13 protein-coding genes and 2 other annotated features are annotated in these 12,191 nt (G+C 42.5%); of the genes, 12 read left to right on the top strand and 1 reads right to left on the bottom strand.

The genetic code is table 11. The annotated features are described in order from the left end of the window. The first annotated feature begins 8 nt into the window (after positions 1–8). The 5 genes from dnaI to MHB41_RS13010 all read left to right on the top strand — a co-directional run bounded on the left by dnaI (position 9) and on the right by MHB41_RS13010 (position 5,895). A complete protein-coding gene (dnaI, locus tag MHB41_RS13030) occupies positions 9–938 on the top strand; it encodes a primosomal protein DnaI (RefSeq protein ID WP_034279671.1) in 930 nt (309 codons plus the stop codon). Positions 939–971: 33 nt separating this feature from the next. After that, entirely contained in the window at positions 972–1,610 is a 639-nt protein-coding gene (locus MHB41_RS13025; RefSeq protein WP_046312323.1) for a TVP38/TMEM64 family protein, read from the top strand. A gap of 60 nt (positions 1,611–1,670) precedes the next feature. Further along, positions 1,671–2,540 carry a putative sporulation protein YtxC gene (ytxC, locus tag MHB41_RS13020; RefSeq protein WP_024425712.1) on the top strand — a complete coding sequence of 290 codons (870 nt, stop codon included), beginning with the start codon at positions 1,671–1,673 and terminating at the stop codon, positions 2,538–2,540. A gap of 43 nt (positions 2,541–2,583) precedes the next feature. Further along, positions 2,584–2,831, top strand: a binding site (T-box leader). 45 nt (positions 2,832–2,876) lie between these two features. Beyond that, a complete protein-coding gene (gene thrS / locus MHB41_RS13015) occupies positions 2,877–4,817 on the top strand; it encodes a threonine--tRNA ligase (protein WP_024426134.1) in 1,941 nt (646 codons plus the stop codon). Positions 4,818–4,974: 157 nt separating this feature from the next. Then, positions 4,975–5,895: a methyl-accepting chemotaxis protein gene (locus tag MHB41_RS13010; protein ID WP_120208772.1), complete on the top strand. Its 921-nt coding sequence runs from the start codon at positions 4,975–4,977 to the stop codon at positions 5,893–5,895. A gap of 56 nt (positions 5,896–5,951) precedes the next feature. Here the strand turns inward: MHB41_RS13010 and MHB41_RS13005 are convergent, their stop codons facing one another. After that, a complete protein-coding gene (locus tag MHB41_RS13005) occupies positions 5,952–6,731 on the bottom strand; it encodes an HAD family hydrolase (protein WP_340890225.1) in 780 nt (259 codons plus the stop codon). Positions 6,732–6,907: 176 nt separating this feature from the next. Between MHB41_RS13005 and MHB41_RS13000 the strand changes: the two genes are divergently transcribed. From MHB41_RS13000 to rplT, 7 genes are all read left to right on the top strand, one after another. Beyond that, the gene (locus MHB41_RS13000; protein ID WP_120208767.1) at positions 6,908–8,665 is read left to right on the top strand and encodes a sensor histidine kinase; all 1,758 of its coding nucleotides are present in this window, start codon (positions 6,908–6,910) and stop codon (positions 8,663–8,665) included. Next, positions 8,662–9,399, top strand: a complete 738-nt coding sequence (locus MHB41_RS12995) for a LytTR family transcriptional regulator DNA-binding domain-containing protein (RefSeq protein WP_120208765.1) — start codon at positions 8,662–8,664, stop codon at positions 9,397–9,399. The genes MHB41_RS13000 and MHB41_RS12995 overlap by 4 nt, the downstream gene beginning before the upstream one ends. Positions 9,400–9,536: 137 nt before the next feature. Further along, the gene (lrgA, locus tag MHB41_RS12990) at positions 9,537–9,980 is read left to right on the top strand and encodes an antiholin-like murein hydrolase modulator LrgA (protein ID WP_058838298.1); all 444 of its coding nucleotides are present in this window, start codon (positions 9,537–9,539) and stop codon (positions 9,978–9,980) included. A 14-nt stretch (positions 9,981–9,994) separates the two neighbouring features. After that, positions 9,995–10,690 carry an antiholin-like protein LrgB gene (gene lrgB, locus MHB41_RS12985; RefSeq protein ID WP_024425719.1) on the top strand — a complete coding sequence of 232 codons (696 nt, stop codon included), beginning with the start codon at positions 9,995–9,997 and terminating at the stop codon, positions 10,688–10,690. Between the two features lie 128 nt (positions 10,691–10,818). Further along, positions 10,819–10,950, top strand: a sequence feature (ribosomal protein L20 leader region). A 70-nt stretch (positions 10,951–11,020) separates the two neighbouring features. Next, complete coding sequence (gene infC / locus MHB41_RS12980; protein ID WP_024425720.1) at positions 11,021–11,536, top strand: translation initiation factor IF-3; 516 nt, start codon at positions 11,021–11,023, stop codon at positions 11,534–11,536. A 24-nt stretch (positions 11,537–11,560) separates the two neighbouring features. After that, entirely contained in the window at positions 11,561–11,761 is a 201-nt protein-coding gene (gene rpmI / locus MHB41_RS12975; protein ID WP_003216324.1) for a 50S ribosomal protein L35, read from the top strand. Between the two features lie 31 nt (positions 11,762–11,792). Next, a complete protein-coding gene (rplT, locus tag MHB41_RS12970) occupies positions 11,793–12,152 on the top strand; it encodes a 50S ribosomal protein L20 (RefSeq protein ID WP_003216409.1) in 360 nt (119 codons plus the stop codon). The last annotated feature ends 39 nt before the right edge of the window (positions 12,153–12,191 follow it).

The following is a 12,191-nucleotide window of genomic DNA, read 5'->3' as shown; positions in this document are numbered from 1 at the left end:
GAGATGGGATGAAACCGATCGGTCGTTCATTTGAACAGCTAAAAGGACGAGTAGATTTTCGCGTGAGATACAATCAGATTAAAGAAAGTGTGTTGTCTGATGAAGATGTGAAGGCATTTTTACAGAAGCATCAAGAAGAGATACATGAAGACATGATCAATCGCAGCTTGAACCGGCTCTTTGAATATGTGCAGCAGTCGAAGGGCTGCTCTTACTGCTTAGATGACGAAAACGTCAATGCCATTTTAGATGGGTATCACCCGAAGCTTGTGATCAAAGGTCAGAGTATTGATATTGAATATTCCCCTTGCCTGGTCAAGCTGCGGCTCGATAGACAGAAAAAACAGCAAGAGCTGATGAAAAGCATGTATATTCCGCAAAATGTCCTTCAAGCGACGTTCGCTGATCTGAACGTTGTGGGAAGACAAGAGGTCATTCAAAAAGTAGGTCAATTCCTCCAAAGCTATGATGAGACTGGAAAAGGAAAAGGCTTGTATTTACACGGAAAGTTTGGAGTAGGAAAAACGTATATACTAGCAGCTATTGCGCAGCAGCTAGCGGAGAAAGAATACCCATCTCTCCTTGTTTACGTGCCTGAATTTGTAAGAGAGTTAAAAAATTCATTAGCTGATCATACGCTAGAAGAAAAGCTGAATATGGTTAAATCCACTCCTATTTTAATGCTTGATGATATTGGGGCAGAATCGATGACAAGCTGGGTGCGGGATGAACTGCTCGGTACGATCTTACAATACCGTATGGCAGAGCAGCTGCCGACATTTTTCTCTTCTAATTTCTCACCAAATGAGCTGAAGCATCACTTTACGTACTCACAGCGGGGGGAAAAGGAAGAGGTCAAAGCCGCTCGTTTAATGGAACGGATTCTCTATTTAGCAGAGCCTGTCTTGCTCGAAGGAGAAAACCGCCGTCATTTATAAAAGCGTATGTCACCTGAAGGAGGAGCAAATGAAATGAACAAAAGAAAATGGCTGCTTTTTCTTGTGATTGGCATTCTTGCTGCTGCGCTGTGGTGGCTGAATAAACAGCATCTTCAGCTGGCGCCGAAAGATGTGAAGAATTGGGTGCTTCAATTTGGAATGCTGGCTCCCTTTGTTTTTCTTTTCTTATCTCTTTTCCGCCCGTTTGTTCTCGTCCCGATTACGGTCTTTTCGCTTGCGGCGGGTTTGGCATTCGGCAGTGTCCTTGGGACGATTTATGCCCTCATTGGAGCGACAGCCGGGGCAACAGGCTCCTTCATGATTGCTTCAACCTTTCGAGCAAAAAAGAAGGAAACGGAATCAAACAGCCGGAAGCTGAAAGCGGTGACGTCCCGTATTCAGGAGCATGGATTTCTTTATATTTTGTTATTGCGTATTGCACCGATTCATTTTGATTTTGTCAGCTATGCGGCAGCTGCTTCACGTGCAAATTATCGTGCATTTGTGACAGCCACCTTTTTAGGCTTAATACCGGGTACAATTGCGTTAAATGTTCTCGGCTCAAGCTTTGTCAGCGGCAATTATGCCGCCTTAGCGGTTGTTTGTTTGATTTATTTGATCTTTATCTCTGTTCCACTCATTTTAAAAAGAAAGATGCCTGATTTATTTTAGGCGTCTATTTTTTATGTTCCCCCCATATATATGTAACAGATGTCGTTAGGGGGGACAAACATGCTTGAAATAATCTTTGAAGATGAATATGATACCGCCGCTTTTTTACATCTTGCTGAACACTTGGACAGTCGGCATCACATGTCAATTCAACAAGGGAAAGACCGGCTTCTCATAGAGGCGAAGGAATCAGAAGAAGCACTTGAGCACATTGTGCGGCCATTATTGGTTCACTTTTTTTTGGAATGCAAAGAAAATGAGCGCATGCGCAGCATCCTTGAAAACACCTATTTGTTTAAAGATCCCGAAGAGCAGCACCAAATTCTTTCCATCGCACACAGTATTATGAACGGGGATTTAGATGATATTCCCGGCATTCAGCAAGACCCGTCAAGAGAAGCCCTTTTAAAAAAGGAGCTTGAGGCGATTTCTTTACAGCAAGGTGTTTTTTCAATTGGTTCATTTATGACATTTAGGCTGTCAGAGTATGACCGAAGGCTGAAGAACTATGTTGAAGTGTCCATTGAAGAATACAAAATGGAGCAAGAGTATCAAAACTTCATTCAATCGCTTCGAGACTATGTGATGGCAAGAGAGCCTAGGCTCGAAAAAGTACATGTTGTGCATCAGGACCGCCTGGTGATTTGGGAATTTCGCTACGCTTCTGAGCGTGATCAAAAACAATACATAGACAGACAGTTTGTAAGAGAGCATCCAATGTATATTGATTCGCAGCTGATTGCACCGCTTGTCTCCATTGCACCGCAAAAAATTGACCTATTTACAAATGATACAGGTCACTCGATGGTGCAAACCATTCAAAATATTTTTCAAGAAAGGGTCGAGGTGTTCCCGTCTCATTCATTCCAAGAGCAGAATGTTCAATTTGTACATGCTCATTTCAACAAGAAAAGTGAAAAGCTTTCTTGATTTTCACGAAAAAACGTTTTATAATACGGTGTAACTTCATACAGAGACCGTATTGATAAGGACATGAACAAATGAACACCCGCTTAAAGAGAGGGAAGCCGCGGCTGAAAGCTTCCTAGCAGAGGACCATTTGCTTTACCACCTTTGAACATCAGCTGTGAACATTTTAGTAATGGCTGACGGGAATTCCCGTTATCGAAACACAAGCCGTATTTGCTTATGAAAAAGCAAGCTGCAAGTACGGGAAAAAGGGTGGAACCACGATTCCGTTTATTCAACCTCGTCCCTTTCCAGGGGGCGGGGTTTTTATATTGCCAAAAAAAGGAGTGACCAGAGATGTCAGAACAAATTCAACTTACATTTCCAGATGGAGCAGTCAAGGAGTTTGACAAAACAGCTACAACAGAAGACATCGCGGCATCAATTAGCCCGGGCCTAAAGAAAAAAGCACTTGCCGGTAAATTGAACGGTAAAGAAATAGATCTGCGTACGCCGCTATTAGAAAGTGGGACAATCGAGATCATCACAGATAAAAGTGAAGAAGCACTCGACATTATGCGCCACAGCACAGCACATTTGCTAGCACAGGCGATCAAACGCCTGTATGGAAAAGAGCATCACGTTCAGTTTGGCGTAGGTCCTGTCATCGAAAATGGCTTCTACTACGATGTGGACATCGATGTTGCAATCACACCTGAAGACTTACCAAAGATTGAAAAAGAAATGAAGAAAATCATTAACAGCAATCTGCCAATTGAGCGAATTGAAGTATCAAGAGAAGAAGCGAAAAAGCGCTTTGAAGCGATTGGTGATGAATTAAAGCTTGAACTGTTAGAGGCGATTCCAGAAGGTGAAGCTGTGACGATTTATGAGCAGGGGGAATTCTTTGACCTCTGCCGCGGGATTCATTTGCCGTCTACAGGAAAAATCAAAGAGTTTAAACTGTTAAGCCTTGCCGGTGCATACTGGAGAGGCGACAGTAACAACCAAATGCTTCAGCGTATTTACGGAACAGCTTTCTTCAGCAAAGAAGATTTAAATGAGCACTTACGTCTGCTGGAAGAAGCGAAAGAACGCGATCACCGTAAGCTTGGAAAAGAGCTGAAACTGTTTGCGAATTCTCAAAAGGTTGGTCAAGGACTTCCGCTTTGGCTGCCAAAAGGCGCTACAATCCGCCGCGTCATTGAGCGTTACATTGTCGATAAAGAAGTGCGTCTTGGCTATGAACATGTGTACACACCAGTTCTTGCAAGTGTTGAATTGTATAAAACATCAGGACACTGGGCGCATTATCAAGAAGACATGTTCCCAGTAATGGAAATGGACAACGAAGATCTTGTTCTTCGTCCGATGAACTGTCCGCACCATATGATGATTTACAAAAACGAGCCGCACAGCTATCGCGAATTGCCAATTCGTATTGCAGAGCTTGGTACAATGCACCGCTATGAAATGTCAGGTGCCTTATCCGGCCTTCAGCGTGTTCGCGGTATGACATTAAACGATGCACACATCTTTGTTCGTCCAGATCAAATCAAAGACGAGTTCATCCGTACAGTTCGTTTAATTGAAGAAGTGTATCAAGACTTTGGCTTGAATGACTACACATTCCGCTTATCTTATCGTGATCCAGAAGATACTGAGAAGTATTTCGATGACGATGCGATGTGGAATAAAGCACAATCGATGCTGAAGGATGCAATGGACGAGCTTGGTCACGACTACTATGAAGCAGAAGGCGAAGCGGCATTTTATGGGCCGAAGCTTGATGTACAAGTGAAGACAGCTCTTGGAAAAGAAGAGACATTATCCACTGTACAGCTTGATTTCTTACTTCCAGAACGCTTTGATCTCACATATATCGGAGAAGATGGAAAGCACCATCGTCCAGTCGTGATTCATAGAGGCGTTGTTTCTACAATGGAACGTTTCGTTGCCTTCTTAATTGAAGAATACAAAGGAGCCCTTCCAACATGGCTGGCACCTGTACAATTCCAAGTCATCCCAGTTTCACCGTCTGTTCATTTAGACTATGCGAAAAAAGTACAAGAACGTTTGCAGCTTGAAGGTCTTCGTGTAGAGCTTGACAGCCGCGATGAAAAAATTGGGTACAAAATTAGAGAAGCGCAAATGCAAAAGATTCCGTACATGCTTGTCGTCGGAGATCAAGAAGCAGAAAATGGCGCTGTCAATGTAAGAAAGTACGGGGAACAAGATTCAGAAACAATGGATCTTGAAGCCTTTGTGAAACATGCAGTAGCAGAAGCAAAGAAATAATAAGCACAGCCAGTGATTCTCTTTAGGTCACTGGCTTTTTTCTTTTTGGAAAACACCTCCACTAGTGATCCAATTCCTAAAAAGAGACGTTTAGATAGTACAAAAGTAAGGGTAAGTATGTACTATTGGTTCGAGACAAATTGGGGGAATGAAAGCGATGATGCAAACAACAAACAATTTATCGTCACATGTATTGGAGCAATCAGCTGTTCTTCGTGCATTAGAGCACTCGCTGGCAATGATTGAATTTAATGTGACAGGTGAAGTTCTATGGGTGAACAATATTTTTGCAAAAGCCATGGGATATTCTAAAGAAGAGATGATCGGTCTTCAACATAGACAGTTCTGTCCTCCGCATATTACAGAACACACGAGCTATCACATGTTTTGGAAGCGTTTGAGAGAAGGTCAAGTTTTTCAAGAAAAAGTGCAGCGGATCACGAAAAACGGCAGCAGCTTATGGCTTGAAGCGACATATTCACCTGTTCGAGATGAAGAAGGAACTGTAGTAGGTGTTGTGAAAGTGGCGACAGATATTACGGAGAGAGAACATACAATGAAGCAAGTCGTAGAAGACTTAAAGGAGATGTCTGCAAAATTAATGGAACGAGCAGAAGTTGGCATTCAGCATAGTCAAAGTGTCAATGCCTCCTTTGATCATATAGCAAACGAAACCGATCAAAATATGAGCTTGCTAAAAGGATTAACCGAGCGGGTAGAGTCCATCAGCTCCATTGCTGCAAGCATTAACAGCATTTCTTCACAAACCCAGCTGCTCGCCTTAAATGCGGCAATAGAAGCGGCACATGCGGGTTCCTATGGAAATGGCTTTAGTGTAGTGGCAGCAGAAATTCGAAAGCTAGCGACAAATTCAAAAGAAGCGATCGTCAAGGTAGATCAATACGTGAAGGCGATTCATGCAGAAGTAGAGAAAGTCAGCAGCGGAACAAGCCGGGCAAAGACAACCGTGTTTACTAACCGGGATCTTGTAAAGCAGGCAAGTGAGGAATTCATCATTGTAGGAGAAGCAGCACGCGGCTTAGACCGGCAAGCGCAAAGTCTAGCGGCAATCATATAGCTCTAAGACTACAAAAACACCCAATCTCGTCGTCAGGAGAAGGGTGTTTTTTTGTTCTATTTTAATATATCAAACAATTCATGTAAGTCTTTGATTTCATAATCAGGCGTCACATCTGTTTCGTTTTTCTTGCCATGGCGATTGATCCAAACGGTTTGGATGCCAGCGCGAGATGCGCCGAGAATATCTGTTTTCGGATTATCTCCAACCATGATCACTTCGTCTTTTGTTAAGTTTAACAGCTGAAGGCAGTGCTCAAAGATACCCGGATCAGGTTTGCCTTTCCCGTAGTCTCCTGAAATCACAATTTCGTTAAAATAAGGGGCAAGCTCAGGAACACCTGCCAGTTTTTCCTTTTGAAGGCTAGGATCTCCGTTTGTTAAAAGGAGCAATTCGTAGCTGCCTTTCAGGCGGTTTAAAACAGGGTATGTTTCTTCATAGACATATGGGCGTTTTCTGCGCTCTGCTGCAAAGAAATCAGCCAAATATTGTCCAAATGCCTCATCGTCAATTCCCGCTGCCCTTAAGCCATTGGTCCAAGCGTTTTTGCGATACTCAGGTGCAAGGGCGTTCAGCTTTTGAAAGCCTTCGCTAATCGGTTCACTAAAATTCGACCACAGTCCTTCGAAAGGATTAATGCCGATCATGACAGTATAATCATATGTTTCATAGGAAGAGTACAGCTTTCTTGCTTCTTCACGTACAAGCTGTTCAAACGATTCTGGATCAAGTCCATATTTCTTTTCCGCTTCCCGGCAAGTTTCCTGAAAAGTTGTGTGAATGCTTTTTTCATCCCAAAGCAAAGTATCATCTAAATCGAAAAATACGGCTTTCATGATCTTCTCCCTTGTTATGTATGTGTTACCTTCAATTGCAAGTGACAGGCTCATGTTCATTTTACAATAGAAGAAGAGGGCAATAAAGAAAAGATTTGAGAGATATTTGATCATTGACCGCACATGATAGAATAGAAAGACAGTAGATATGACATACATCATTTGAGGTGGCCAGTTTGCTTCATTTAATTATCATGATGATCGAGCGTGTGGGGATCATCGTTATTTTAGGATTTGTGCTTGCCCATGTGAAGGGTTTTCGCAATCTATTGCTACATAATCAAGGGGTTCGGAAAAAGGCAATTCTTGTCTTCATTTTTGCTTCTTTTAGTATTATCAGCAATTACACAGGAATTGAAATTCAGCAGCAAATTGTCATGAATCATGAGTTTTCTTATCACCTTGGCTCGTCAAGCTCTATCGCCAATACGAGAATTATGGGGATCGAAATGGGTGGTTTAATCGGGGGGCCGTTTGTAGGGATTGGCGCAGGGCTTTTAGCTGGAATTCATCGCTATTCCTTAGGAGGAAGCACCGCGCTCAGCTGTGCGATTTCTTCCATTTTAGCGGGTGTCATTGCAGGCTATGTCGGCAGCAGGTTTAAGCGGAGGAATCGAATGGTGACACCTCGCCAAGCAGCTCTTTTTGGGGTGGCGATGGAATCATTACAGATGATCATTATCCTTCTGTTTGCAAAGCCATTTGCGGATGCATGGGGGCTTGTCAGTATCATCGCCCTGCCGATGATCTTTGTGAATGGAATCGGCAGCTTTATCTTTTTATCTATTTTACAGTCAGTCATTCGGCAAGAAGAGCAGGCAAAGGCGATGCAGACACATCGTGTATTTTCGATCGCCGATCAAACACTGCCTTTTTTCCGCCAAGGGTTAAATGAACAGTCATGTAAAAGTGTGGCGGAGATCATTCATCGGTTGACTGAAACAGATGCGGTCTCCTTAACAGACACAGAAAAGATTTTAGCGCATGTCGGAGATGGAACAGATCATCATATTCCATCTAAAAGCCTGATTACAGGGCTGTCGAAACAGGTCTTGATGAGCGGCAAGATTATGAAGGCGCATTCGAAGGGCGAAATCAATTGTTCAGTCGCCCATTGCCCTCTTGAAGCGGCCATCGTGCTGCCGCTCACTTCTAACGGTCAAACGATCGGAACGTTAAAAATGTATTTCAATTCTCCGGTCGGATTAAGCAGGGTGGAAGAGGAGCTTGCAGAAGGTTTGGCGATGCTGTTTTCCACACAGCTTGAGCTGGGGGAGGCGGAAACTCAAAGCCGCCTCTTAAAAGATGCAGAGATCAAAGCACTTCAAGCACAAGTGAACCCGCACTTTTTATTTAACGCTATTAATACCATCTCTGTTTTATGCAGAACCAATGTGGAGATGGCAAGGAAGCTGCTGCTTCAGCTAAGTATTTATTTCCGTTCAAATATGCAAGGCGCCCGCCAGCTGCTGATTCCAATGCAGAAGGAGATTCAGCATGTGGAGGCATATTTATCACTCGAACAAGCAAGGTTTCCAAATAGATACCATGTGACCTTTCAAATCGAAAAGGAGCTGGAGCAGGTGATGATTCCGCCCTTTGTGCTTCAGGTGCTTGTTGAAAACGCAGTGAGGCATGCTTTTCCTAAACATCAAAAGAATTGTGAAGTCATCGTATCCGCTTTGATGAAAGATGGGCATGTTTATATGAAAGTGACAGATAATGGACAAGGGATTGATGATGACAAGATGGCTCAGCTATTAAAAGCGCCTGTCGAATCACTAGAAGGAACAGGAACAGCCCTTTTTAATTTAGATCAGCGGTTAAGAGGGATTTTTGGCAGACAAGCCGCTTTATCCATTCATAGTGACAAAGGCACTGACATCTCATTTCGCATTCCGATGGACTATGTAAAAAAGGATGATTCTCGTTGATGAAAGTATTAATCGTAGATGATGAAGTGTTAGCAAGAGATGAATTAAAATACTTATTACGAAGAACGAAAGAGGATGTTCAAATACAGGAAGCAGAAAATATAGAATCTGCTTTTGACCGGATGGTCGATCATAAGCCGGATCTGCTCTTTTTAGACATTGATTTATCTGGTGAGAACGGATTTGATATTGCGAAAAGGCTCAACCGGATGTCTGATCCGCCAGCGGTTGTATTTGCGACAGCCTTTGATCAATATGCGCTGAAGGCGTTTGAGGTAAGTGCCCTTGATTACTTAACAAAACCATTTGATGAAGAGCGGCTGCTCCAGACCATTCAAAAGTTTAAAAAGTGGAAATCTGTTGAGACGCAAGAGCACCAGCTGTCAGATGAGAAAGCGCCCCACCAGCAAAAATTAGCGATCTCAGTCGATGACTCAATTGTGATCCTGCGAGTTGAAGAGATCATGTATGTAGGACTCAGCGAGGGGAAAAAGGTCGTGAAAACAAAGGATCACATGTATGAGGTCTCAGAACCGCTGGTGGTCATTGAAAAGAAACTTCCTGAGGCTTACTTTATGAGGGTCCATCGCAGCTATATCGTGAATACCTCTCATATGAAAGAAGTACAGCCTTGGTTTAATTCGACGTATAATCTGCATATGACAGACGGGTCGATCATTCCTGTCAGCCGCACATACGCCAAAGAATTAAAGAAGTCACTCCTGCTAGAGTAGGAGGGCTTTTTTTGTTTGTATTTCAATACTCGTATTTTGCATTTCAGTCATTGAATCCAGCGAGTTTTATTGTAAACGCTTTATTCGTTTATTTCATGCCTTATACTGAGGGCAGTCGAAGAAAGAGGTGAAGCGGCATGAGTGCCACGAAAGTATATGGATTTCTATCTCAAGCATTTATTTTTGCAACCGTAATGTTTGTTTCTAATCTCATTTCAATGTATTTACCGATTCCGATGCCCGCATCTGTCATTGGTTTGGTTCTATTATTTGTTTTGTTAACAACGAAAATCGTTAAACTGGAGCAGGTGGAGCAATTAGGAACATCATTGACAGGACTCATTAGCTTTCTATTTGTTCCCTCTGGAATCTCAGTCATTCAATCACTAGGTGTCATGCAAGAAGTAGGTGTGCAAGTAGTCGGCGTCATTATCATTGCAACCATTATGCTACTTGCAGCGACAGGGCTGTTTTCGCAGCTTCTCATGAAATTATCAGAAAGACCGCAGAAACGTAAAGAGACAAAGGAGAGTAAATCTGCTCCTTCTCATTCAAATAAACCAGCTTCAAGTACGCATTAAAGGAGAGATGCAAAATGGGTACAAGTACAATGAGTCCTTATTTTGGCATTGTCGTCTCATTAGTCGCCTTTGGGATAGGGACATTCTTATTTAAAAAATCAAAAGGTTTCTTCTTGTTCACCCCGCTGTTTGTGGCGATGGTACTAGGCATTTTATTTTTGAAAGTTGGCGGTTTTTCCTACGCAGATTATAATGAGGGCGGCAAGATTATCAAATTTTTCTTAGAGCCTGCCACGATTGCTTTCGCTATCCCGCTTTATAAGCAGAGAGCCTTGCTTAAAAAATATTGGTGGCAAATTTTATCTGCCATTTTTGTCGGTTCACTTTGTTCCATTACGATCGTATATCTCGTAGCGAAAGGGATTCATTTAGATGCGGCTGTGATGAAAAGCATGCTTCCACAAGCAGCGACAACAGCGATTGCTCTTCCGATTGCAAAGGATATTGGCGGAATCGCAGATATCACAGCCTTTGCGGTCATATTTAACGCAGTCATTGTCTATGCACTAGGTGCCTTCTTCTTAAAATTATTTCGCATTAAAAACCCAGTGGCAAAAGGTCTTGCACTTGGTACATCAGGACATGCGCTTGGGGTTTCTGTTGGAATTGAGATGGGAGAAGTAGAAGCAGCGATGGCAAGTATCGCCGTTGTGGTCGTAGGAGTTGTGACCGTTATCGTCATCCCAATCTTTATGCAGTTGATTCTTTGATGGTGTCATTGTGTGAAAAAGTCTTGCCCAATTCGTCTCATCATGTTAAACTGAAAAAGTTGTTTCAAGAGTTCGGTTACTTGACGGACGAATGAAAATTGTGTAGAATAATTAACGAATTGAATAGATATCACAAGCAGAAGCACCCGCTTCTCACCTGATTGACACATGTTTGTAGTTGACAGGTTGACCGTACATTTATTTTTTCATGCAAATGTTCGCAGTGTGGGTGTTTTATATGCCCACACTTTTTGTTTGCCTGTAAAACATACAACGAAATGGTCAAATGAATTGTGAACTCAATTCAAAATCTCATGGAGGTGGCTCACTATTAGCAAAGATCAATTAGTTAATGAAGGTATTCGTGCGCGTGAAGTTCGTTTGATCGGACAAAATGGCGATCAGCTTGGGATTAAAACCCGCCAGGAAGCTCTGGAAATTGCTGCTAAAGCCAATCTTGACCTTGTGTTAGTTGCTGCAAATGCAAAACCACCTGTTTGCCGAATCATGGACTATGGTAAGTTCCGATTCGAACAGCAGAAGAAGGAAAAAGAGGCACGTAAGAATCAAAAAATCATTAGCTTAAAAGAAGTTCGGTTGAGCCCGACAATCGATGAACATGATTTTAACACGAAGCTCCGTAATGCAATCAAATTCCTTGAAAAGGGAGATAAAGTGAAAGCTTCTATCCGCTTTAAAGGCCGTGCGATTACGCATAAAGAAATCGGACAGCGCGTGTTAGACCGTTTCTCTGAAGCCTGCGCTGAAGTAGCAACAGTAGAAACAAAACCTAAGATGGACGGACGCAGCATGTTCCTCATGCTTGCACCAAAAGTCGAAAAGTAAAGTAACAGAGGGAGGAAACATCCAATGCCAAAAATGAAAACTCACCGCGGATCTGCTAAACGTTTCAAAAAAACAGGTTCTGGTAAACTTAAACGTTCTCATGCGTACACAAGTCACTTGTTCGCTAACAAATCTACAAAGCAAAAACGTAAATTGCGTAAGAGTGCAATCGTAAGTGCTGGAGATTTCAAACGTATCAAACAACAACTTGCAAACATTAAGTAATTTGGAATAGGAATCATAGGAGGGAATTACAATGCCAAGAGTAAAAGGCGGAACTGTGTCGCGTCAGCGTCGTAAAAAGGTTCTTAAATTAGCAAAAGGTTATTTCGGTTCAAAACATAGATTATACAAAGTAGCAAACCAACAGGTGATGAAATCTGGAAACTACGCTTTCCGTGACCGTCGTCAGAAAAAACGTGACTTCCGTAAACTATGGATCACTCGTATCAACGCTGCAGCTCGTATGAACGGTCTTTCTTACAGCCGTTTAATGCATGGCTTAAAGCTTTCTGGTATCGAAGTAAACCGCAAAATGCTTGCTGATCTTGCTGTGAATGACCTAAGTGCATTCAATCAGCTTGCTGATGCTGCAAAAGCACAACTAGACAAGTAAGTTCTATAAAAGATCATTCCTTCGAGGGGTGATCTTTTT

It is taken from the genome of Bacillus sp. FSL H7-0578 (assembly GCF_038630855.1).
Lineage (GTDB): Bacteria > Bacillota > Bacilli > Bacillales > Bacillaceae > Bacillus > Bacillus safensis.
This window is presented reverse-complemented; position numbering and strand designations above follow the sequence as displayed.